Genomic DNA, 22,595 nt, shown 5'->3' on the forward strand with positions numbered 1-22,595 from the left:
ATCCACTTGAGTGGCCGTCAGCGATCGCCGATCGCTCGATTACGGAGCCGAACGACGGCGGGGAGTTCACGAAGCGAGCGACGCACCGATTCCCGCCGCGATGCAACGGTCACAGTAGCACTGCCTGGGCCAGTCCGAGGAAGACGAAAAAGCCCAGTACGTCGGTCGCGGTGGTGATGAAAATCGTCGCGGAGGTGGCCGGATCGTATCCGAGCCGATCGAGCAGTAGCGGGGTAACCGCACCGAAAAAGCCCGCGATAACCAGGTTCGCCACCATCGAGATACCGATAACGGCGCCGAGCAGTATGCCGAACTCGCCGAACGAGAACGCGACCGCGATGGCGGCGACGAGCACCCCCGTAATGAGTCCGTTCGCGGCTCCAGCGATAGCCTCGTTGATGACGACGCGCTTTCCGGTTTTGAGCGACACCTGGTCCAGGGAGATGCCCCGGACGGTGACCGCCATCGCCTGCGTTCCGGCGTTGCCCCCCATACCGGCGACGACCGGCATGTACGCGGCCAGTATCGCGACGGCGGCGATCGTCGACTCGAACAGCCCGACGACCGCTGCAGCCATAAACGCCGTTCCGAGGTTGAGAATCAGCCATTTGTATCGCCGCCGAACCTTCTCCACCGGTCCGTCGAGCACGCTCTCCTCCTCGGCGACGCCGGTGAACTCGTAGAGGGTTTCGCCGGCAGCCTCCTCGATCATCATCAGCAGGTCGTCAGCGTGGATTACGCCGAGAATATCGTCTTCCTCGTCGAGCACTGCGACGGTACGCTCGCGGTTCTGTCGGAACACCTCGAGTACCTCTTCGTCGTCTCGGTCGTACCGGATACGCGGCGTCTCCTGTACGTAGTCGGCGACCGTCTCCGTCTCTCGATCGGCCACCGAGAGCGCCGCCCCCGGGAGTTCACCCAGGAGTTCGTCCTCGTCGGTGACGAAAATCGTCGGTACCTGTCCCGTTCGTTCCTCGAATCGGCGAACGCGCTCGATCACCGCGGCGAAATCCCGGCTGCTGTCGACGGTGACGTAATCGAGGCTCATCAGCCCGGCCGCACTCTCGGGGTTGAACGACAGCAGAAAGTCGATCTTCTCGCGGCGCTCGCTGTCGAGCGTCGCGAGGACGGCCTCGCGGGTCTCCTCGTCGGCGTATCCGAGGACGTCGGTCACCTCGTCCGGATCGAGCCGATCGACGAAGGTCTCCAGCTCCGAGCGGTTTAGCTCCGCAACGAGTGATTCCCGCACGTTCTCCGGAAGCGCGAAGAACACGTCGCGCCACTCGTCCCGTGGTAACGACGTAAACGGATCCGACGGATCCGGAGACATCGCGATCGTTTCCTGCACGTCCCGTATCTGACTGCTCATACGCTGGGACTATAGAGGGGGAACTAAACGATATCGGAGCCGTCGCCGGCTTCTCGATCCTCTCGCGTGTCAGCTCTCGACGCCCCATCGTCGATCGTCATTCCGTCGTCGGTACCCGTCGTTTTTCCGTACTCCGTCTTCGGCACCCCGTCCTCTCTCGGCACCTCGTCTGGCCGCCGTCCCAATCCTAATTAGGGTGCCATCCCAGTTCAGGGGTAATGCGCGAAATCTCCTACGAGCCCCGGAACGTCCGGGAGACGCTCGTCGAACTCAAGGACTCCTCGGAGCTCGCGGTCGATCTCGCCTACTCCGCCGTGCGCTACGACGACGCCGAACTCGCCGACGAAGTCGTCGAACTCGAGGCCCGGGTGAACTACCTGCAGTATCACAGCCGGATCGCCCTGATGCTCGCCGCGAAGCGCGCCGAGGAGGCCGAACGGCTCGTCGGGCTCTTTCAGGTGGCCTCGAGCGCCGTCCGGATCACCGAGGCCGCGGGCGACGTCGCCCGAATCGTGCTCGAGGAGGGCGGCGTCCCGGCGGCCTTCGAACACGCCTTCCCGGAAGCCGACGAGCGACTCGTCCGGGCGACGGTCGGCGAGGATTCCGACTTCGCCGGCAGTCGCCTCCGCGAACTCGAACTCGACCTCGAGGAAGGCGTTCGACTCATCGCGATTCGACGCGACGGCGAGTGGTCGTTCTCGCCCGACGGCGACGACCGACTGCAGGCGGGCGACGTCATCGTCGGTCGCGGCCCGCGCGACGGGATCGAGTCGGTCTATCGGCTGGCGACCGGCGGGGCGTTCCCGGCCCCCTCGGAGCCGCCGGCGTCGACCGACGACCTCGAGCGAGCGGCCGAGGCCGTCGTCGAACTCAAGGACATGGCCGAACTCGCGGTCGGCCTGGCTTACGGCGCGGCCCGATTCGACAGCGACGAACTCGCGGGGGAGGTTATCTCGCTCGAGGAACAGTCCGACGTCCGGAAAGCCGACCTCGAGACGTGGGTCATCGAGACCGGCGGCGACTGGAACGCCGACGAACTCCGCGGGCTGCTCCACCTCGCGGCCGCCTCCGAGGCGATCTGTGACGCCGCCGTCGACGTCGCCGAGGTCGTCCTCCGAGACGTCGAACTGCCGCCCGTGTTCGGCGCGGCGCTCGAGGACAGCGAGGAGGTCATCGCGGCCGTCACCGTCGGCTCGGGGAGCGATCTGGACGGCACGACCATCTCGGACCTCGAGTTCGAGGAGGGCGCGGGCGTGGTCGTCCTCGCGATCCGTCGCGACGACGGCTGGACGTTCGATCCGACCGGGAATCTCTCGTGTACGAGCGGCGATTCGCTGCTCGTTCGCGGTCCCCCCGTCGGCGTCGATCACCTGCGCGAACTCGCGGGAGACGGGGACGGACTCGAGTAATCGCTCTGGATCGATCGTCCGGGCGTCGTGCGGTTCCGTTCTCGTCGTCGCGCATGTCCGCTCTCGCCGCCGTGTAATTCCGTTCTCGCTGTCGTCTGGGTCCCGACTCGTCGTCCGTCGCGCGGGCTTCGTTCTGGCGGTCCACAAAAGATATAGTACCCTCCGAATGTCCTCGAGTATGGTCTTTCCCCGCTCGATCCCCCTCCGAACGACCGCCGCGGCCCTCTTTCCCGGCACGACCGTCCACTACTCCTACCGAACCGGCGACTCGCTCGCGACCGTCGTCGAACGCACCGAGCGCTTCGTGACGTTCGTCGGCGAGGAGTGCGACGGCCGGTTCACCCACGAGCAGATCAACCGGCTGATCGACGACGGCCGTCTCGAGGTCGTGCTCGACGACGAACTGCACGTCCCCGAAGACGAAGCCGCGGAACTGCGGGCGTCGGACTGAGGACCTCTCGACTCGGTTTCGACGACGTAATTCCGGGACGCGATCGGTCCGGCTGTATATTCGGCGGTAACTCACTCGAGGGAGCTGCTCGTACTGGCAACGATGATTTCTACGTCCTCCTCGACCGATTCACTCGCACGACTTTGAGGCACAATTCGTCAATGACTCGCGGTTCCCGTCGGTCACCGCTCGTTTTTCGAGGTCTCACTCCGTTCGACCTCGCATACCTCACCGTACCAGAGCGCGCGCCACCGGACGTGGTCCGATCGGTTCGTGACGGAATCGATCACTCCTCGCCGGGCAGAATGTCGCCCAGCGAGCCGCCGATCGCCATCGCGGTGAAGACCACGGACACCTGACAGAGGTTGACCCAGGGCTCGTCCCACGCGACCCGCCCCCACAGCGTCATCATCGCCGTCGCCGTCACGAACGCGATCCCCAGGACCCACACCGGTCGGCGCGGCACGAGGCCGAAGTACGGGTTGGTGATCTGGACCTCGCGGAAGTCCGCGACGTAGAGGATGCCGACGACCAGCGAGACGGCGAGTGCGATGTTGACGGCGAAAAACGCCGGCGTCGTCGCGAGGAACGCGCCGATATCGATGACGCCGTCCTCGACGAGCATCGGTAACCCGACGATGACGCTGCCGACGAACGCCTCCGCCTTGTCCTTCCCGGTGAACTGCGTGATCACCCGGTTGACCATCCCGTTGTGAGAGAGTCGGCTGGCCAGGGTCATCGTCCGGCGGACTTCCGTTCGCTCGTGGGGGTCGTCGACCGTCTCCTCCAGGGTCTCGAGTTGCTCGTAGAGGTCGTCTAACGTCGGGTCGTCGGGTGTCCCCTCCGATCGTGCCATCGTCCGGTTCTCACACTAGGGCGTCTAAAGCACGTCGGATCGATACGTCGATTTCAGCGGTGAGGCGGACGCTATCGAACCGTGCCACGCGACTTCGGTTCACTACCGGTCACCGACCCCGACTGTCCCGTTCGAATAACAGGAACCGGTACCATTTTGCAGCCGGAGAGGGCACTACTGTGTATATGAAACACGTACAGGGACCGCTGTGTACGGTCGACGTCGGGGAGCGAACGAGCGAGACCGAGGACATCGACGACGTCCTCGAATCGTTCCTCGGCGGGCGTGCGCTCGGCACGAAACTGGCACACGACCGCGTCCCGTTCGACGCCGATCCGCTGGGAGCCGACAACCGCCTCTACTTCGCGACGGGGCCGCTCCAGCACTCGACGATGAGCTTCACCGGTCGGATGTCGGCGACCGGCGTCTCGCCGCTGACCGACGGCCTGCTCTCCTCGAACGCCGGCGGGTTCCTCTCGCGGAACTTCACCGGGACGGGCTACAGCGCCGTCGAGATCACCGGCGCGAGCGACGACCTCGTCATCGTCCACGTCAGAGACGAGGTCGACGAGTCACACTCGTCGGGCAGCGAGACGGAGTCTCGCCCGCGCGTCGAGTTCGAGGAAGTGCCGGATCTCGAGGGGGCCACGGTTCCGGAGACCTGCGAGTACATCGAGGACGAACACGGCCTGGAGAACGACCACACGGTCGTCGCCGGCCCCGCGGGTGAGAACCAGGTCCGCTTCGCGTCGATGATGACCTCGAAGGATCGGGCGTTCGGCCGCGGCGGCCTCGGGGCGGTCCTCGGCTCGAAGAACGTCAAGGCGATCACCTTCGACGGCGACTCGACCAACGAGGTCGAGATTCCGCCGGTCCAGATGGAGATCCACGGCGAGGCCGCCCAGGCCGAGCACCCGATGAAGGAGTCGGGGACCACCTCCGTCACCGAGTACGCGAACATGGTCGAAGCGCTGCCGACCCGGTACTTCTCGGAGCTCTCCTTCGATGGCATCGACGGCGTCAACGGCGACCGCGTCGCCGAGAAGAAGTACAAGAAAGGCACCTGTTCGGCCTGCGCCTTCGCCTGCAAACTGCCGACCCGCGACGAGGAGACCGGCCTCGAGACCGAAGGGCCGGAGTACGAGACGCTGATGGCCTTCGGCCCGAACTCGGGCGTCGACGACATCGTCGACGTGATGAAGTCGAACAAGCTCTGCGACGAACTCGGACTGGACACAATTTCGGCCGGCGACGCCGTCGCGGCCTACCTCTCGAGCGAGGACGAGTTCGGCAACGTCGACCTGATCCACGACCTCGTCGAGAAGATCGCCTACCGCGAGGGCGTCGGCGACACGCTCGCGGAGGGCATCGACGAGTTCCACGACGAACTCGGCGTCGAAAACTGGACCGTCAAGGGAATGGAGTTCCCCGCCCACGACGGCCGCACGCTGAACGGACAGGGGCTCGCCTTCGCCACCTCGAACCGCGGCGCCGACCACATGTACGCCGAGTTCTACCCCTACGAGTACCCGCTCGTCGACGCCGACGACGCCTTCGACAAGGACGGCCTCGAGAACAAGCCGCCGAAGGTCATCGAACTCGAGAACGTCAACGTCATCAAAGACAGCGGCGTCCTCTGTAAGTTCTCTCGGGACTTCGTGACCCCCGAGCGCATGGAGCAACTCCTCGACGCCGACTACGAGGAACTGCTCGAACTCGGCGGCGAAGTCGTCTCGCTCGAGCGCCACTTCAACAACCAGCGCGGCTTCGACCGCGGCGACGACGCGCTGCCCTACGAGATCCCCGACTTCGATCAGGGCCTCACGGAGTACTACGCGGAACGCGGCTGGAACGACGACGGCACCGTTCCCGACGGGCAGTTCGGCGGCGACACGGCCGCCCCGGCGGACGACTGAGCGGGATCCGACGGCGTCGGTCCCGACGCCGATGCGATCGTGCATCCGTTTTCTTCGACTCGCGCGTTCGGTACGACTACTCCGCGGCTGGTCCAGCCGTCGGCGCGTGCGCCGTGCCGGTCCACGCCCACGTCGCCGCGACCGTCACCGAGAGCGCAGCCGCGAACCCGACGGCGAGCCACAGTCCTCGACCGATACCGTACCACTCCGCGAGGACGCCCACGATGGCGGGCGCGATCGCGATTCCGGCGTACGTCGCGCCGGCGGTCAGGGCGGTGAGCGGCCCGCTGTACTCCGGTGCGGCCTCGATGGCGTACGCGGACAACGTCGGGAACCCGCTGGAGAGCCCCGCACCGGCGACGAAGACGGCGAGAAACAGCGGCGGGCCGGTAATCCCGGAGAACGCGAGCGCGAGCGCCGGAATCGCGGGTAGCGTCGCCGCGAACAGCAGCGTCAGGTAGGGAACGCGCTCGACGGCGACCGTGTAGCCGGCCCGTGCGGGGACGTACGCCAGCAGGTACGCCGACAGCAGCAGGTTGGCCGTCGCCGCCCCGTAGAACCCGCTCGCGTAGTAGGCGAGCCAGGTGAACATGATTCCTTCGACGCTGCCGACGAGAAACATGCCGGTACAGGAACCGACGACGGCGGGTCGCCGGAGCAGGGCGCGAAGCGCGTCCGGAGAAATCGATCGCTCGGCGTCCATCGCGGGGAGGTCGACGCGGCCCGCGACGACGGCGACCGGCGCGAGACAGCAGGCGATGACGAGGAAGACGACTCGCCAGCCGGCCACCGCGAGCACGGCGCTGACGAGTTGCGGGCCGAGGACGGCACCGATCGCCCAGATGAGCGCGTAGGCGGTGAATATCCGGCCCCGTCGGGCGGTGTGCAGGTGGCTCAACACGACCCGATCGAGGCCGCGGAACACTCCGGCCGCCGCTCCCTGTGCGAGCAGCGCGAGCAGGAAGAGCGCGTACAGCGGCGCACCGGCCATCAGGACGAGTGCGGCACAGACCCCGATCACGCCGAGGAGCAGGGTCCACCGCATCCGGAGTCGGCCGGCGAGGACGCCGGTCGCGACGACGGCGACGACGAAGCCGATCGTTCCGGCGGGCGCGACCAGCCCGAGTGCGGCCTCGGAGACGCCGAAACTCGCCTCGAGGCTGGCGAGGAGCGGTCCCCGGGCCTGCATCGCCATCGCGTCGCCGAAGACGAACAGGAAGATCGCCAGCGTCCAGATGCGTGCCCGGTCCATATCTGCTCTGCCGTCCCGCGGATAAAGACGCTGGTCATCTCGGTCGACGCGCGACTCGGTCGTCGTATCGGTCGGCTCACGATCCAGCCGTCGTATCGGTCGGTGTGCGACCCTGCCGTCGTATCGGTCGGTGCGCGACCGGGATGTCGACGAGCGGGTGCCGCCGCCGAACGAACCGCCGGCTCGAGTCCCACCACTGCGCTGTCGGAACCGGGACCAAACTGTGAAGCCGGTTCACGGTGTAGCCGTCGCCGTCCGTGTCATGTCTATTCAAACCACACATCCGTCGGCCGGTGACCGGTTCGACTCCGTCTCCGAGGTGCTGGCGAAGGCCAACGAGCCGAAGACGGGCGACGAACTGGCCGGAATCGCGGCCGAATCGGCCGCCGAACGGGTGGCCGCAAAACGGGCGCTCGCGGGGATGCGACTCGAGACGCTCCGCGAGAACCCGGTCGTTCCGTCCGACGAGGACGAGGTAACGCGAGTCATTCAGGACGCCGTGCGAGAGCCGATCTACGAGGAGATCAGGGAGTTGACCGTCGCCGACCTGCGTGAGTTCCTCGTCGCCAGCGAGACCGGCGACCGCGAGATCGCGGCGATCCGCCCCGGTCTCACCAGCGAGATGATCGCGGCAGTGACGAAGCTCATGTCGAACATGGACCTCGTGCTCGTCACCTCGAAGATGACGGTGACGGCCCGCTGCAACACGACCGTCGGCGAGGCCGGAACCCTCTCGTTTCGACTCCAGCCCAACGATCCCGCGGACGATATCGACAACATCGTCGACGCGACCCGAGAGGGGCTGGCCTACGGCGCCGGCGACGCCGTTATCGGCGTCAACCCGGTCACCGATACCGTCGAGACGACGACGCGTATTCTCGAGGCGACCCACGAGTTCATCGAGGAGTGGAACGTTCCCACGCAGAACTGCTGTCTCTCGCACGTGACGACCCAGATGGACGCGATGCGGGAGGGCGCGCCGGCCGACCTCGTCTTCCAGAGCCTCGCCGGCACCGAGGCCGGCAACGACGAGTTCGGGGTCGACGTCGACCTCCTCGACGAGGCTCACGACCTCGCCCAACGTCGCTGTACCTCGTCGGGACCGAACGTCATGTACTTCGAGACGGGACAGGGCGCTGAGCTCTCGGGCGACGCCCACCACGGCGTCGATCAGCTGACCCTCGAGGCCCGCTGTTACGGCCTCGCGAAGCGGTACGACCCGTTCCTCGTCAACACCGTCGTCGGGTTCATCGGCCCCGAGTACCTCTACGACGGCCAGCAGGTCATCCGGGCGGGTCTCGAGGACGTGTTCATGGGCCAACTTCACGGCATCTCGATGGGGATCGACGCCTGTTACACGAACCACATTCAGGCCGACCAGAACAACATCGAGAACCTCGCCGTCCTGCTCGCGGCGGCGGGGACGAACTACTTCATCACGGTGCCGATGGGCGACGACGTGATGCTGAACTACCAGTCGAACAGCTACCACGACGCCGCCGCGCTGTGGGAGATTTTCGACCTCGAGCCGACGACCCCGTTCCGTAAGTGGCTCGCCGAGATGGGACTCTGGCGCGACGGCCGACTGACCGACCGCGCGGGCGATCCGACCGTCTTCACGTGACCATGGCATCCGATTCCAATCGCACCCACGAAGCCGATTCGACCGACGACCCTGCTGACGTACCCGACTCGGTCGACGAGCGGGACGACGAACCGACCGACCACCGGAGCGACGAGGCGCTCCAGCGCATCGCCGACCGAACCCCCGCGCGGCTGGGCGTCGGCCGCGCCGGGCCGCGACCGACGACTGACGCGCTCCTCGAGTTCCGGGCGGACCACGGTCTCGCCCGCGACGCCGTTCAGTCACGGGTCGACGAGAGCCTCATCGACGACCTCGAGTTGGTACGGTTACGAACGCGGGTCGCGGACACGGACCAGTACCTGGCCCGTCCCGACCTCGGGCGGGAACTCGCGGACGAGAGCCTGGAGACACTTCGAGACGAGTGCGAGCACGCGCCCGACGTCCAGATCGTCGTCAGCGACGGCCTCTCCTCGACGGCCGTCGAGGCGAACGTCCCGGAGCTGTTGGCGGTCCTGCGGGACGGTCTCGCCGACCGCGATATCGAGGTCGGTACGCCGGTCTTCGTCGAGTACGGCCGCGTCGACGTGATGGACGCGATCGGCGAGGAACTCGAGGCCGGCTGCTGCGTGAATCTCGTGGGAGAGCGCCCCGGCCTCAGAACCGCCGAGAGTCTGAGCGCGTACCTCGTCTACGGGCCCGAACGCGGCCTCCCGACGGCGAAGAAGTCCGTCGTCTCGAACGTTCACGGCGGCGGGCTGCCGCCGGTCGAGGCCGGCGCCGAACTCGTCGACCTGTTAGCCGAGATGCTCGAGCGGGAGGCCAGCGGCATCGACCTCCGCGAAGACGACCGTGAGTTCACGACGTAGCGGGGGCGGTCGCCGTGACTGACGCCCGGCGAACGCTCACCAGCATCGGCGTCGACGTGGGGACGACCACGACGCACGCCATCGTCAGCCGACTGCGCGTCGAGACGCCACCAGGCGGCGCTGCCAGTCCCGAGATCACGGATCGAGCGATCGTCCACCGAGGCACGGTTCGCGAGACCCCGCTGATCGATTCGGAGACCATCGACGTCGACCGCGTCGCCGCGTTCGTCGACCGCGAACTCGAGGCCGCGGGCGTGACGGCCGCCGAGATCGATACCGGCGCGGTCATCGTCACCGGCGAGACCGCCCGCCGGGAAAACGCCGAACCGCTCGTCCACCGACTGGCCGCCGACGCCGGCCAGTTCGTTGCCGCGGTGGCCGGCGCGTCGCTCGAGGCCGTCCTCGCCGGGCGCGGCTCCGGTGCGGCGACCCGCGCCGCGGAGACGGGCGGACTGGTCGCCAACGTCGACGTGGGCGGTGGAACGACGAACGTCGCGATCTTCGATGGGGCTGGTGCCGGAACCGACGGGGCCGCTGTCCGGGAGACCCGCTGTCTCGACGTCGGCGGCCGACTCGTCGCGTTCGACGACCGGCGACGCGTCGTCTCCCTCTCGCCGCCCGCTCGAACGCTCGTGGAGGCACTCGAGTTGCCCATCGCTACGGGTGAGTCACCGACTGAGGACGCGTTGAACGAACTCGCGGCCGCGATGGCCGATCGGATCGTCGATCTCTGCGTCGGCCCGCCGTTCGACGACCTCACCCGCACCCTCGCGATCGGCTCCCTTCCCGACGAGTCGCTCGAGTTCGATGGCGTCGTCTTCAGCGGCGGCGTCGGTCGACTCGTCGGCTCGCCGCCCGACGATCCCTTCGCCTACGGCGATCTCGGCGGTGCGCTGGCGGCTGCGCTCGCGGATCACGAGGTCGTTCGGTCGTGGCCGGTGTGCGAGCCCGCCGAAGACATTCGGGCGACCGTCGTCGGTGCCGGGACGGAGACGACGACGCTCAGCGGGCGAACCGTCTCGCTCGAGCCCTCGACGCTTCCCCTGCGAAACGTGCCCGTTTCGGCGGTTCCGGACGTCTCCGAGTGTTCGGATGCGGCGCTCGAGCGGCGCTTCGAGGAGCGCGTTGGTCGATTACTCGAGCGTCACGATCCCGACGAGGTCGACGCGGTCGCGCTCTCGATCGACGACGTCGGGCCGCTCGCGTACGACCGACTGCGAGCGGTCGCCGACGCGTTCGTCCCTGCGCTCGCGGCGCTTTCGCCGTCGCTCCCGGTCGTCGTCGTCACGCGGCAGAACTGCGCGAAGGTGCTCGGACAGGTGCTCCGCCGCCGAACGGATCGCCCCCTCATCGTCCTCGACGAACTCGTCGCCGGCGACGGCGACTTCCTCGACGTCGGCGAACCGATGTCGGGCGGCGAGAGCGTCCCCGTCGTGGTGAAGACGCTGGCGTTCGGGGAGTAGCGACGTTCGGTCATAACGGCGTTCTCCGTCGCCCCTCAGTGAGCGTGAATTGTGAACGGTTTCTACCGGCTCTCGCGCTCTTCGTCGCCGCCGTCTCGGTTCCCCCAGCGCTCTCCGGTATCGCCCCACTCCTCCTCGTCCGTCTCGTCCCAGTCGCCGGTGCCGTCCCAGTCGGCATCGTCGGGATTGGGCCGGTCGTCACCGCGAGACCGCAGCGGCGCGTCGTCGGCCCTCGAGGGATGGATGTTGAAGTTGTGTCCCCGATAGGGGTCCTCCTCCGGTTTGTAATCGAGTTCGCTGCGCTCGAAGAGGTAGATGAAGAAGCCGAAGAGGGGGATGCAGAACGTGATCGCCGCCCACTTCTTCGGGGGCTCGAGGCCCACTTTGCCCGCGTCGTAGTAGGCGAAGGCGGTGAGCGCGAGGTGCCAGGCGAGCGGGATGCCCACGATCGCCGCCAGCAGGAGGCTGCTCATGCGTGTACTGTCGGGGCGGAGCTATCTAAATTCCCGGCCATACTGTGGATTCGATCTTCGCTTACGCTCGTGCTCGAGTCTCCGTTGTACTCGATTGAGGAGGGTTCGAACGGGTTGGTAGTACTGGAGGGGTCTTGAGGGTTCGTGAGATAGTTGGAACGAGACGACTGCTCCGATCGCGCTGGCGGTTATGATTTCCACGTCCTCCCCAACCGATTCGCTCGTTCACGCGTTCACTCGCTCATCCCTCGCGCAATTTTGGGCTCCGGCTCGCTGTTCGCTCGCCGAAGCCCAGCGCGCGCCACCGCACGTGGATTGCCCTCGCTACTCGCCGTTCGGTACCTTCAGAAAGAATACGGAATTCGTGCGGGCTAGCTCAGTTGACGTCGAACTCGATCGCCGCCCCTTGGCGCGACCACCTTTTGTCTCGGTCGACTCGCTCGCTTCGCTCGCGGTCTCCCTCGCAAAATCTGGACCAAAAAGCCTAGTGACCGCTGCTCAGTTGACGTCGAACTCGATCGCCGCACCCTGGCCGAAGCCGACACAGAGCGTCGCCAGTCCGAGGCCGCCGCCGCGCTTCTGGAGTTCGTGGATCAGCGTAACGGGGAGGCGCGCACCGGAGGCACCCAGCGGGTGCCCGATAGCGATGGCGCCGCCGTTGACGTTGAAGATCTCGGGGTCGATACCGAGTTCGTCGCGCGAGTAGACCGACTGGCTCGCGAACGCCTCGTTGAGTTCGACCAGATCGTACTCGTCGATGTCGCGGCCGTTGCGCTCGAGCAGTCCCTCAGTAGCCGGCACCGGGCCGATCCCCATGACGGTCGGGTCGACGCCGGCGACGTTGTTCATGCCGACTTCGGCGAGGATCTCGAGGTCGTGCTCCTCGGCGAAGGCCTCGCTCGTGACGAGCAGCGCGGAGGCGCCGTCGGAGATCTGGGAGGCGTTACCGGGCGTGACGGTGCCGTCGGATTTGAAGACGGTCGGCAGTTCGGCGAGCTTTTCGGCGGTCGTGCCGGGACGGATGCCCTCGTCTTCCTCGACGGTGCCGTCCTCGGTCTCGATCGGGACGATCTCGTCGTCGAAGCGACCTTCCTCGGTCGCCTCTTCGGCGTTTTGCTGGCTGCGGGCGGCGTACTCGTCCTGCTCCTCGCGGCTGACGCCGTACTCCTCGGCGACCTTCTCGGCGGTCATTCCCATCTGGAGCTCGCCGATGTTGTACATCTCGGCGAGTCGCGGGTGGACTTCCATCGAGTTCTCGCCCATCGGGACGCGGGACATGCTCTCGACACCGCCGGCGATGATGGCGTCGCGGTTACCCGCGGCGATGGCGTCGGAGGCGGAGATGACCGCCTGCATGGAGGAGGCACACCAGCGGTTGATCGTCGTCGCCGGGGTGTTCTCGCCGAGTTCCGAGAGGAGGGCGATGACCCGGGCGACGTTATTGTCCTGTTCGCCGCGCTGCTGGGCACAGCCCCACATCAGGTCGTCGATCTCGTCGCCCGACAGACTGGTTTCGGCGAGGATTTCGTCGATCAGCGGCACCGAGAGGTCCTCGCTGCGGACGTCGGCGTACACGCCGTCTTCTTTCCCCTGTGGAGTCCGTACGGCCTCGACTACGACTGGCGTCTGTGACATGCACTAGCGAATAACCCTCACGGACTTAAATCCGGTAGAACTCCTGTACACACATCAACTGTTTACGATGGGGACGAGGCTCCTCGACGCGGATTACGAACGGGGGTCGGCTCCGCCGACGAGGCACACTCGAGAACAATGCTTATCCCGAGTTGCTGGCAATACGCGGCTATGGACGACGACGGACTGAACGCCGCTCGAGCCGACGCCGAAAGCGAACCGGCGTCCGACGCCGATCACGACGCCGAATCTCCCCCCGAATCGGAGTCACGCTCCGAGACGCGCGAAACGGATCCCGACGCTGCGGGTGACGGCCCCGACACCGACGACGATGCTGCGGGTGACGACACCGACGACGCTGCGAGTCCCGACAATGGTGACGATGAGGCGAGTAGCAACGAGACGATGCCGGGGGTTCCGGACCCCGAACCGGAGGCGTCCGACGTCCCGGAAGACGTCCAGAAGTACGCTCGGTTCACGAAGATGGACGGCGCGCAGTACGACCGAGTCAACGAGTTCCTGCGCGACAGAACCTACATCACGGCCCGCGAGTGGGCCATCGCCCGACTCTGTTCCGACTTCCGGACCGAGACCGGCGTCGAGATGACCAAGATCGGCGAGAACCTGCCCGAACTCGTCCCCTTCATGACCGACACCTACACCCCGCAGGCGGTCAACCAGGCTCGTTCCTCCTTCGAGGACAAGGTCCGGACGGCCGGCGCGACCTTCCTCTACGGCGCGATGTGTGACTTCTTCACCGCCGAGGAACTCGACGACGTCATGTACGAGTCGACCGAGGTCGCCAAGTTCTTACTCGAGGTCGAAGGCGTCGACCTCTCCGTCGAGGAGGAACTCGAGGCCGAAGAACGGATCTCGAGCGTGATGCGCGAGGTGCGTGCGGCCAGCGAGGAGTTACGGGAGCGAGACGAGGAGTGAACCGGCCGCTGTTCGGGTAGCTCGGGTGGGGTAACGGTCTGCCTGTGTACTGTTGTTTGCAAGCAAACCGTTTATGTGTGTCAGTAGGCCGCCCGTTCTCGCGGCGCGTATCGATGGCCTCGATCCCGGTATTAGACCCTGTCTTCCGGATCGATCGCTGGATAGATTCCGACTATCTTCACCCCGCAGCGGTCCGGTTACGGTCGCCGTGCGAGAGATCGGGAGTAGTCACGCCACTACGTCCGTCCTACAGACGTCAACTGTTACTGTGGGTGCCTGATTGCGACCGTCATATCCGTAGTTAATTCAATACAATTAGAACTTGAGCCCCATCACCAAACTGGATGCCTACGAATACCACAGACGCCGAGAATCGCGCGACCGACGGAACTAACGGCGACGAATCACCCGCGACATCGAACGCTGGAATGACCCGTCGCCGCACGCTGCAGATGGGCGGACTCTTGGGTGCCGGCAGTCTGGTCGGTGTGACCGGACTCGGAACTGAGACGGCAGCGGCTTGCGACCGACCGGACAGCATCGTTCACCTGGACTACGATGAGTACGACAGCTGGGACGATGTCTACCGGATGTCGAACGGCGACCGCGACAATCTCACTCTCGTGTCCAGTCCGACGCAGTCCGGAGAGACCGCCCTACAGCTCCGCGTTCGTGAAAACGACCACTGGGGTCTGAGTACGCATTACGATTTCGAGGACGGACTGTTCGAACTCAACGGGCGTGTCAATTTCGCGCTCAACACCGACTGGTCGATGGGCGAGCGCAACGCACCGTCGAACTGTCGTCTCTGGAACGTTGCGATCGGGAGAGGCGAAGGCAGTGCTGGCGGCGGTAGTCCCGACGGGACTAACGGCTGGAGTAATCGGATGTACGTGACCGATAGAGACGCCGATCCGGACGGGCCGTTCCACCTCCTTTCGAACACGTATCACATGGGTAACGGTCATCACGGCGTCGGAGATCACGATTACCTCGTCGACGGCGAGGAGTACGCAGTCGGGTCGCCCGAGATCGAACCCGGCGTGTGGTACGAGTTCGAATACTACGTGTGCGTGAACACGGTCACCGACGGCGAGGCGAACCACGACGGCATCGTGCGCTACTGGCTCGACGACGAACTCGTGTTCGAGCGCGAGAACCTGCAGTTCACGGAAGACCACGCCGACAATATTATCGACACGACCGGCCCCGTCGGACACTACGGTGGACGGTACACCGCGCCACAGAACCTCTACGCCTACTACGACGGGCACTCGATGGCACTCAACGGGACGTTCGAGTTCGATTCGTGCTGAACGGTTCCGGCTCGCCGGGCTAGTCGCCGGCCGAGCGGGATCCGTTCCTCACTGACTCCACTCCCGGACGTCGGATTCCTCGAGGAACAGCGACGGATCGTCGTGCGAGAAGCTGACCCAGCCGTCGTCCGCCGGAGCGGCGGTCGTCACGTGGAGGAGGAGTTCTTCCGCCCGCAACGCCGTCTCGAAGACGGAGCGCGATTCGTCCAGGTCGTACGAAAGCGGGACGAACACGGCGGTCTCCGTCTCGTCGTCGCGCTCGACCGCGAGCGCGATCCGCTCCGGGGTGTCTCCCTCGGGCGGCCGGTAGTAGACGTCGGCAGTCGTGACGGTGACCTCGCTGCTCTCGATGAGCCGCTCGAGGAACTCGTACTCGTCGGTCGAGACCTGCACGTCGAGTCCGGTCCGTTCCTCGCGGTCGACCGGCGAGACCGCGTCGGGTTCGAGCACGATCGCGTCCCAGCCGGTCTCCTGATACTCCTCGGCGATAGCCGTCGCGTCCTCGATGAGGGCCGCCCACTGCGAGTCGGCTTCGTCCGTGGTCATCGGCCTCCCTCCGCGGTCGGTCGGACTCGAATCATACTCGACCCCGACGGCACCGAGAAGAAAAACCTTGTCTCATCACCGCGTGCCGCCTCAGCGGCATCCGGTGTTCGTCTCGATACCGCCGACAGCGCCCGTTGTCCGTTCACGACCGGTTCGAGTCAGTCGCCGCCGAGTTCGTCGACCGAGTCGACCGTCACGTTCGATCGGTCGTCGCCGACGAGGGCGTCCTCGAGCGCCGACCGAACGACCGCCGGGTCCGACGGCCCACCCGCGTCCGCGACGGTGCCGACCGTTTCGGGGTCGAACGGCACCCCGAGTGCGCCGTAGACGCCTTCGAGGACGGTCTCGAGTGCGTCGCGGTTCGAGACGAGGACGATTCCGGCAACGACCGCGGCGTTCTGACGGACGCGCTGGGCGATGCCGACGACCTTGCGCCGACCGCCGGTCGCGCTCTCGAGCGAGATCGAGTGCGTCCCGGGGCAGAACGAGTCGGCCGGTTCGCCGCGGTCTGGTTCGAGGTCGCCGTCGGACTCGAGTCCCCGAAGCGCCTCCTCGACCGCAGTCGTAGCGCGCTCGTATCGGTCGTCGGTGCCTCGACGAAAGTCCGCGACCGGTTCCGCGCGGGCGAACGCGAGCGCCGTCTCGCCGTCGTACGCCACTGCCCGCCCGCCGACGTCGCGATCGACGGGCGGGAAGCCGCGCTCTCGAGCGCGCTCGCGGGCGCGGTCGTATCCCTCGAGACGCCGGTCCCGTCTGCCGAACGCGACCTGTCGGTGCGGTGTCCAGACTCGAACGGCGGGGTCGCCGTCGGCGGCCGTCGAGAGCAGCCGTCGGCTGACGTCGCGATCGGCCTCGATCGTCGCCGCGCGGCCGCGAATGACTCGCATCAACTGGAGCGTGGTCCCGACGGACCTAAACGCTCCCGCTGCGCAGACGATACTGACAACCGATGGCCGTGACGCTCCCCGAGACGGTGTTGGCGCAGTACCAGCGTTTTTCGCTGTACAACTCGCCGTATCCCGCCCACGACGAGGGCTGTGCGATCGATCTGTATCCCGGCACGCTCCGGGACGGCCGCACGACGTCGGCTCCGAGTCCGGTCTCGGGGACCGTTCTCGAGACCAGAGCCGTCCGCGCGCCGCCGAAACCCTACGCGCCCGAGCACGACTATCTGATTCTGGTCGAGTGTGACGGTCCCGGCAATCTCGAGGGGCTGACGGCTCGAACCCTTCACGTCGAGCCGTCGGTCGAGGCGGGAGAGCGCGTCGAACGCGGTGACTCGCTGGGAACGCTCGTCCGGGCGGGCTTTTTCGCCCCCTGGGTCGACAACCACCTCCACGTCGGCTTTCGGGGTCCCGATCAGAACCCGCACCGTGCGTCGGGGTCGCTCCCGCTCTCGTTGGGGATCGGGATTCGACCGCTCGAGTGGGACGGCACCGGGGCGGTGGTTTCGACTGGAGACACCTACGCCGTGCTCGGTGCTCCGACACATCCCGACCCGGGCGAGGCGTTCGTGGGGGTTCGGGCCGACGGTGGTGGGGTGCTCGACGGCGGGCTGCCGCACTACGACGGCGGTGGGATTCACGGCCGAGACGAGGCGCTCGAGCGCGAGCCGACGCCCGTCTCGCTGAACGGCGACCGACTCGGCGTCGCCAGGGGTCGGACGATCGCCTGGGACGACGTCGTCGTCACGGCCAACGACGAGCCGATCACCGGACTCTCGCTGTTCTGCGCTCGAGACCGCGACTTCGGGGCGAAACTCATCTGTCCGGATCGGGCGTTCGAGGTCGGCGAGGACGTTCGGGTACGGGTTCGCTCGAGCGGTGACGACTGATTCGATAGTACCCCGTCAGTCGTCCTGCAGCGTTTCGCCGTTGACGACGCGACCGACGAACAGCGGCGTCTCGGTCGGCCGATCGCGGATGTAGAACAGGAACGGCCGGTCGACGGTCATCTCGACTCGTTCGGACGGTTCCGGTGCTGCGGTTTCGTTGATTACGACTGCCGTCGCAGCCGCCGCTTCGGTCCCCTCCTCGTCGACCTCGAGGAAGCTCTGGTGGATGATCTCGGCGATGTACAGATCGTTGGTATCACCATCCGTCATCCCGCCGAAATCCGCGTCGCCGGTGAATGATCGCTCCATCCCCAGATCCTGCATCACCTCGACGAGGCTGAACGTCGATTCGATGCCGAACTTCGGAAGCGCGAGGTCGACCTCCGGACTGGACGTCTCCTCGAGCATCGTCGCGAGCCGGTCGACGTCGAACGACTCCTCGAACGTCTCGAATTCTCCGTCGGCCGGGAGGACGACGACCATGCTCGTATCGCCGTTAGCGTAGGGCAACTCGACGAGTTGGTGGCCGTCAATTTCGGCGTACGGGAGTTCCTCGCGCTGGTGCATCAGTTCGACGTCGGTCTCGCTGCCGTCGAGGCTCGTGAACGGCTCAGGTTCGGTGTCCGCGGGATCAAAGTCGTACTCCCAGGCCGCGAGGAAGTACACCGCGTTGGTGAGTACGAGTCGGGTCAGACTGTCGATCGACCCCTCCGGTAGCAGGTCCTCGATCCGGTCGTTCGTCCGCTCTTCGACCCACTCGTTGATCTCCTGGCGGGCTTCCTCGGGACTGCCCGAGAAGTCGACGAGGTGGTCGCCGGCCTCGTAGTAGACTTCGAGCAGGTCGAGGAACTCGTCGTCGAACGGATACCCCTCGTCGGCCCAGGTGGCGTTGGCGCTCGAGAGCTGAAAGCCGAGGGCGTCTTCGTCCGCGTCGCCGTCTTCCTCGTCCCCCGGGTAACCGCTGTCGACCTCCTCACCGTCCACGTTTCGCCGTTCGAACTCGCCCTCGAGCGCGCCGAACGCGACGTGGAGGTCCTCGCCCGCAAGTTCGTATCGAAGCGCGTCGGCCATCTCGGTGGCCGTCTCGCCGCGCGCGCCGGCGTACGTCATCGCCAGCGCGACCGAGACGCTGTACGGCGAGAAAAACAGGTTCGCCTCGGGGTCGCCGTCGCGAAGTTGGGCGAGCAACTCGAGCGCGAAGTCGACGTTGCCGCGCACCTGCTCGGCCAGCAGGCCGGTCTCGAGGTCGATGTCGGTGGTGGGCTCGATTTGTGGGAAGTCGGGCGTCTCGTAGCCGTCGAACGGGTCGTCGTCGCTCGGTTCGTCGTTCGTGCCGTTCGTATCGTCCGGATCGGTGGTGCTCGCACAGCCCGCAGCCCCGGCGAGGAGGGCGCCGGCGAGCGCGAGCACGGTTCGCCTGTCGGCGCTCATACTCGAGTAGCCACCGACTGTTGATAAACGCTTTCCGTAGGCTGAAAACTCCGTTTGAGCTTGGTCGTTCGAATCCGCTCTTTCAGTCCGTCTCAGAAGTGAAACAGCCTTCAGTTGCTCGGCGAAACGAACGTCGAAATTTCTATCAGAGACGGCTGCTATTCGGCGAGCTATGCTGCATGCATCGCGCGAATGCAACACTCTCCGAAAGGCACCGACGAGGGATACTAATTGGTCAGTACGGGGCACACAGGGAACTCGATCCACTACTACGAGGCGAAGCGTGCGCGGAACGCGGCTGAATTTCGCTCACCGTGTCGGTTTGAGGACGCGCCACAGGATGCGAGGGGAGAACAGTGTCGTCGGGGGCTGTTCCATCATGAGCACCTCGACGAACGCCTCCCGGAGCACCCGGTCGTCGTGGGACCCGCGCAACAGGCGGGAGATGTACATGTTGGTCAGATCGGTACCGCGAGGCTTCGTCCCCTCGGTTAGCGGGAATGCGAAGTCCCCGCCGACGGACAACGTCCAGGCGACGTCGATGATGTCTTCGGCCCGATCGAAAAAGCGTACGGCGAGATCCTCGCGGCTCCCGTCCGCGAGCGCGTGGTGCAGCACCAACGCCTCCAAGGCCGCCACCGACATCCCCTGTCCGTAGATCGGATTGAAACTGGCGAGTGCATCACCGACGACGAGCAGCCCCTCCGGAAACCGATCTAGGGTATCGTAGCGCCGCCGGATACTGGTCGGGAACGGGTAGTGTACGATATCCTCGGAGAGCCACGTCCGCGTGTCGAGAAGCCGTTCGAAATGCGGGACGGGGAGGTCCGCTGCGAACTCGATCAGTCCTTCCTCGTCCGTCGGCGGATGATCGCCGTGCAGGCCGAACAAGGTCACGAGCCGTCCACCGTTTTCGACCGGAAACGTCGAACCGCCACGGCCGAGTTCGGGCGATGGGGCCGCCAGGACCATCTGCCGGTCGTTGACGGGCCGTTCGATGTGCGCCGTACTGTAGGCCATATCGACGCGGACTTCGTCGGTTTCCGGCGGGTCGTAGTCGTGCGCCCGTAGCCACGTCGGCGTCCTGGACGTCCGACCGGTCGCATCGACGACCAGATCGGCACCCAGTTCCTCCGAGTGGCCCTCCGCTGCATTGACAGCGACTCCCGTCACGGTCGTCGCGGATTCATCGACGAGATAATCGGTCCACTGACACCGCGATCGGAACGTGACGGCGTCGAGGTCGGCAACGCGTCGTCGAACTACGTGTTCGAAGAGCGGTCGAGTGGCGAAGTACAACGGGAACTGTCGAGATCCGTCGGCGAGGAAATCGCCCTCCTGGTGGTGTCTCACGTCGCGCGAGCCGTCGAGTATCACCCCGCCGCTCCTGGCAAGCTCCTCGCCGAATCCGGGAAAGAGATCTTCGATGGTCGCACGCCCCGCCTCGAGTAGCAGATGAACGTGTCGGCCCTGAGGAACGCCCCGGCGAGCGACCGGTTCGGTCGGGGTTGGATCCCGCTCTATCACGGTTACCTCCCGATAACTGTCCGCGAGGACCCGGGCTGTGAGGAGACCAGCCATACTTCCCCCTACCACGACCGCCTCCCCCTCCGTGGTGGGATTCCGAGTGGGGTGATATCTCCGAACCGTCGCCAACGTCATGTTAGCTCCCCTAGTAGCGGCGCACTGTGTTAAGTATTACCACACTTTCAGCACGGCGACGCTGCTTGCGACCGACAGTGATACTGTCGGACGGACGGCAGTGAGAGGTCGGTCGCGCGTCCGCGACCAACCAATTCGAACAGCTTTGCTCGGCAGTATGCAATTCGGACAGCTTTGCTCGGCAGTATGAACAGTTATCAACGGGTAAACCCTGAAGCGGTGCCGTAAAGAACGTCGGTCTGGGAGCAACGAACATGACCGAGGACATGCGGACGATGGTGGACGAGTTCGACGACCTCGAGAGTCTGCTCCAGTACTTCATCGACGAGAATCAGGAGTTCCTCTCGTGGATCGGGACGCGCGTGGACGACGTCGGCGACGGAAGGATGACGCTCGCGATCCCCTACGACGAGAAACTGAGCAACACGCGCCCGAACGCGCCGGCGGACGAACGCGCGGACCTCCACGGCGGCGTCGCCGCGACGCTGATCGACACGGTCGGCGGTTTCGCGCTTCAGACGGCGATGGACGAACCGTTCGGAGTCCGGATCGCGACGATCAATCTGAACGTCAACTACCTCCTCCCCGCGACGGGTGATCTGGTGGCGACGGCGAACGTCGTCCGCGTCGGCGGTAGCGTCGGCGTCAGCGAGATCACCGTCGAGAGCACGACCCCGGACGGAGAGACCGAAGCGGTCGCGACCGGACAGGGTGCGTACCGGATTTTCCGGCCGGAACGGGAGTAAATGGGCCGATCACACGAGCAGCCTCGTTCGGTCGGTCGGACCGAACTCGAGCTTCGGACCGGAGACGGAGACGCCGGCCTTCTGGAACTCGTCGGTTAGGATCGGAACCGGTTCGTACTCCGCGTCAGCGAGCGCGCGTTCCGTTTCGAGTCACCGGACGGGACTGCGTTCGATCTGCGGAGACGGGAACTCGAGAATCATAGCCGATACCGACGGCAACAGCGACATCCGGTGGGAGGAGAGCTTAGCTTTCGATTACGGGCGTCTCGTCGGATAACTCATCTCGATTCCGGTTCCGAGAGCCGATCCAGAACCGGCCGTGGAGGTAACAGCCGATCGTCGCGACGAGGACGAAGTAGCCGTAGATAGCCGTTTCGACGAGTGGAGGGACCGACTCGAGCATCGACTTTCTGTACAGTCTCGGCGAGGATACGGTTGCACCTGAACTGCGACGCGCTTCTTAGGCGTTCGAGACCATCCAGTAGCGCACGCCGAGGTAGCACATGACGATGCCGAACGTGGCCGCGAACAGCGGCGAACCGTCCATCGCCGCGTAGACCAGCGCGACCGCGTTCAGCGCGATGCCGGCGACGTACATCGTTCGCATTCGCCGCTCGTTCATACGGCCTCACCCGTGTGGTCCGCGCGGCGCTCGAGTCGTTCGCCTCGAGTCCGTCGAGAGCGTCTCATACCACGCCCTTGGGACGGGGGGTAGAAAACGCTCTCACTTCGAGTCGATCGTCGGCCCGTGGCTGCATCGGCCGCGTCGCGTTTGGCGTCATAGGGTCGGTTGGAAGTCATTTCCGTCGCAACCGCAAGACGGTTCGCGGTTGCGCTGGTAAACGGTTA

At 65.8% G+C, this 22,595-nt stretch carries 21 protein-coding genes; 10 read left to right on the top strand and 11 right to left on the bottom strand.

Annotated features, from left to right (window positions below; all coding sequences use genetic code 11):
* Nucleotides 1-109 precede the first annotated feature (109 nt).
* On the bottom strand, nucleotides 110-1,369 hold the full coding sequence (locus ACSFC7_RS05165) for a magnesium transporter (protein WP_436346683.1): 1,260 nt from the start codon (nucleotides 1,367-1,369) through the stop codon (nucleotides 110-112).
* 218 nt (nucleotides 1,370-1,587) lie between these two features.
* Between ACSFC7_RS05165 and ACSFC7_RS05170 the strand changes: the two genes are divergently transcribed.
* Nucleotides 1,588-2,778: a potassium channel family protein gene (locus ACSFC7_RS05170; RefSeq protein WP_436346684.1), complete on the top strand. Its 1,191-nt coding sequence runs from the start codon at nucleotides 1,588-1,590 to the stop codon at nucleotides 2,776-2,778.
* Nucleotides 2,779-2,956: 178 nt separating this feature from the next.
* Nucleotides 2,957-3,229 (top strand): hypothetical protein, encoded by a 273-nt coding sequence (locus ACSFC7_RS05175; RefSeq protein ID WP_436346685.1) that lies wholly within the window; start codon nucleotides 2,957-2,959, stop codon nucleotides 3,227-3,229.
* 286 nt (nucleotides 3,230-3,515) lie between these two features.
* On the opposite strand, the gene ACSFC7_RS05180 is transcribed toward ACSFC7_RS05175, so the two are convergent.
* Nucleotides 3,516-4,085 (bottom strand): DUF2391 family protein, encoded by a 570-nt coding sequence (locus tag ACSFC7_RS05180; protein WP_436346686.1) that lies wholly within the window; start codon nucleotides 4,083-4,085, stop codon nucleotides 3,516-3,518.
* Nucleotides 4,086-4,270: 185 nt separating this feature from the next.
* Here ACSFC7_RS05180 and ACSFC7_RS05185 point away from each other — a divergent pair, with 185 nt between their 5' ends.
* Nucleotides 4,271-6,001 carry an aldehyde ferredoxin oxidoreductase family protein gene (locus ACSFC7_RS05185; RefSeq protein ID WP_436346687.1) on the top strand — a complete coding sequence of 577 codons (1,731 nt, stop codon included), beginning with the start codon at nucleotides 4,271-4,273 and terminating at the stop codon, nucleotides 5,999-6,001.
* A 76-nt stretch (nucleotides 6,002-6,077) separates the two neighbouring features.
* Here ACSFC7_RS05185 and ACSFC7_RS05190 read toward each other — a convergent pair whose 3' ends face one another.
* On the bottom strand, nucleotides 6,078-7,253 hold the full coding sequence (locus tag ACSFC7_RS05190; RefSeq protein ID WP_436346688.1) for an MFS transporter: 1,176 nt from the start codon (nucleotides 7,251-7,253) through the stop codon (nucleotides 6,078-6,080).
* 262 nt (nucleotides 7,254-7,515) lie between these two features.
* On the opposite strand from ACSFC7_RS05190, the gene ACSFC7_RS05195 reads away from it, so the two are divergent.
* From ACSFC7_RS05195 to ACSFC7_RS05205, 3 genes are read left to right on the top strand one after another with little or no spacing between them, the layout of a single operon-like run.
* Nucleotides 7,516-8,877 carry an ethanolamine ammonia-lyase subunit EutB gene (locus ACSFC7_RS05195; protein ID WP_436346689.1) on the top strand — a complete coding sequence of 454 codons (1,362 nt, stop codon included), beginning with the start codon at nucleotides 7,516-7,518 and terminating at the stop codon, nucleotides 8,875-8,877.
* Nucleotides 8,878-8,879: 2 nt separating this feature from the next.
* Complete coding sequence (gene eutC, locus ACSFC7_RS05200; RefSeq protein WP_436346690.1) at nucleotides 8,880-9,704, top strand: ethanolamine ammonia-lyase subunit EutC; 825 nt, start codon at nucleotides 8,880-8,882, stop codon at nucleotides 9,702-9,704.
* Nucleotides 9,705-9,718: 14 nt separating this feature from the next.
* Complete coding sequence (locus ACSFC7_RS05205) at nucleotides 9,719-11,167, top strand: ethanolamine ammonia-lyase reactivating factor EutA (protein ID WP_436346691.1); 1,449 nt, start codon at nucleotides 9,719-9,721, stop codon at nucleotides 11,165-11,167.
* Between the two features lie 62 nt (nucleotides 11,168-11,229).
* Here the strand turns inward: ACSFC7_RS05205 and ACSFC7_RS05210 are convergent, their stop codons facing one another.
* Both ACSFC7_RS05210 and ACSFC7_RS05215 read right to left on the bottom strand, forming a co-directional pair.
* The gene (locus ACSFC7_RS05210; RefSeq protein ID WP_436346692.1) at nucleotides 11,230-11,640 is read right to left on the bottom strand and encodes a PLD nuclease N-terminal domain-containing protein; all 411 of its coding nucleotides are present in this window, start codon (nucleotides 11,638-11,640) and stop codon (nucleotides 11,230-11,232) included.
* Nucleotides 11,641-12,138: 498 nt separating this feature from the next.
* Nucleotides 12,139-13,275, bottom strand: a complete 1,137-nt coding sequence (locus ACSFC7_RS05215) for a thiolase family protein (protein ID WP_436346693.1) — start codon at nucleotides 13,273-13,275, stop codon at nucleotides 12,139-12,141.
* A 171-nt stretch (nucleotides 13,276-13,446) separates the two neighbouring features.
* On the opposite strand from ACSFC7_RS05215, the gene ACSFC7_RS05220 reads away from it, so the two are divergent.
* Both ACSFC7_RS05220 and ACSFC7_RS05225 read left to right on the top strand, forming a co-directional pair.
* On the top strand, nucleotides 13,447-14,211 hold the full coding sequence (locus tag ACSFC7_RS05220) for a DUF5806 family protein (RefSeq protein ID WP_436346694.1): 765 nt from the start codon (nucleotides 13,447-13,449) through the stop codon (nucleotides 14,209-14,211).
* Nucleotides 14,212-14,555: 344 nt separating this feature from the next.
* Nucleotides 14,556-15,527, top strand: coding sequence for a hypothetical protein (locus ACSFC7_RS05225; protein WP_436346695.1), 972 nt, complete (start codon nucleotides 14,556-14,558; stop codon nucleotides 15,525-15,527).
* 48 nt (nucleotides 15,528-15,575) lie between these two features.
* Here the strand turns inward: ACSFC7_RS05225 and ACSFC7_RS05230 are convergent, their stop codons facing one another.
* Together ACSFC7_RS05230 and ACSFC7_RS05235 are read right to left on the bottom strand one after the other, a co-directional pair.
* On the bottom strand, nucleotides 15,576-16,073 hold the full coding sequence (locus ACSFC7_RS05230; protein WP_436346696.1) for a DUF7529 family protein: 498 nt from the start codon (nucleotides 16,071-16,073) through the stop codon (nucleotides 15,576-15,578).
* 158 nt (nucleotides 16,074-16,231) lie between these two features.
* Nucleotides 16,232-16,960, bottom strand: a complete 729-nt coding sequence (locus ACSFC7_RS05235; RefSeq protein WP_436346697.1) for a lipoyl protein ligase domain-containing protein — start codon at nucleotides 16,958-16,960, stop codon at nucleotides 16,232-16,234.
* 62 nt (nucleotides 16,961-17,022) lie between these two features.
* Between ACSFC7_RS05235 and ACSFC7_RS05240 the strand changes: the two genes are divergently transcribed.
* Nucleotides 17,023-17,907, top strand: coding sequence for a hypothetical protein (locus tag ACSFC7_RS05240; protein ID WP_436346698.1), 885 nt, complete (start codon nucleotides 17,023-17,025; stop codon nucleotides 17,905-17,907).
* 15 nt (nucleotides 17,908-17,922) lie between these two features.
* Here ACSFC7_RS05240 and ACSFC7_RS05245 read toward each other — a convergent pair whose 3' ends face one another.
* Nucleotides 17,923-19,338: a serpin family protein gene (locus ACSFC7_RS05245; protein WP_436346699.1), complete on the bottom strand. Its 1,416-nt coding sequence runs from the start codon at nucleotides 19,336-19,338 to the stop codon at nucleotides 17,923-17,925.
* 309 nt (nucleotides 19,339-19,647) lie between these two features.
* Complete coding sequence (locus tag ACSFC7_RS05250; RefSeq protein ID WP_436346700.1) at nucleotides 19,648-21,000, bottom strand: FAD-dependent oxidoreductase; 1,353 nt, start codon at nucleotides 20,998-21,000, stop codon at nucleotides 19,648-19,650.
* A gap of 254 nt (nucleotides 21,001-21,254) precedes the next feature.
* Here ACSFC7_RS05250 and ACSFC7_RS05255 point away from each other — a divergent pair, with 254 nt between their 5' ends.
* Nucleotides 21,255-21,746 (top strand): PaaI family thioesterase, encoded by a 492-nt coding sequence (locus ACSFC7_RS05255; RefSeq protein WP_436346701.1) that lies wholly within the window; start codon nucleotides 21,255-21,257, stop codon nucleotides 21,744-21,746.
* Nucleotides 21,747-21,990: 244 nt separating this feature from the next.
* On the opposite strand, the gene ACSFC7_RS05260 is transcribed toward ACSFC7_RS05255, so the two are convergent.
* Nucleotides 21,991-22,149, bottom strand: coding sequence for a hypothetical protein (locus tag ACSFC7_RS05260; RefSeq protein WP_436346702.1), 159 nt, complete (start codon nucleotides 22,147-22,149; stop codon nucleotides 21,991-21,993).
* A 57-nt stretch (nucleotides 22,150-22,206) separates the two neighbouring features.
* Nucleotides 22,207-22,368 (bottom strand): hypothetical protein, encoded by a 162-nt coding sequence (locus tag ACSFC7_RS05265; RefSeq protein ID WP_436346703.1) that lies wholly within the window; start codon nucleotides 22,366-22,368, stop codon nucleotides 22,207-22,209.
* Nucleotides 22,369-22,595 lie beyond the last annotated feature (227 nt).

It is taken from the genome of Natronorubrum halobium (assembly GCF_051351675.1).
Classification (GTDB): domain Archaea; phylum Halobacteriota; class Halobacteria; order Halobacteriales; family Natrialbaceae; genus Natronorubrum.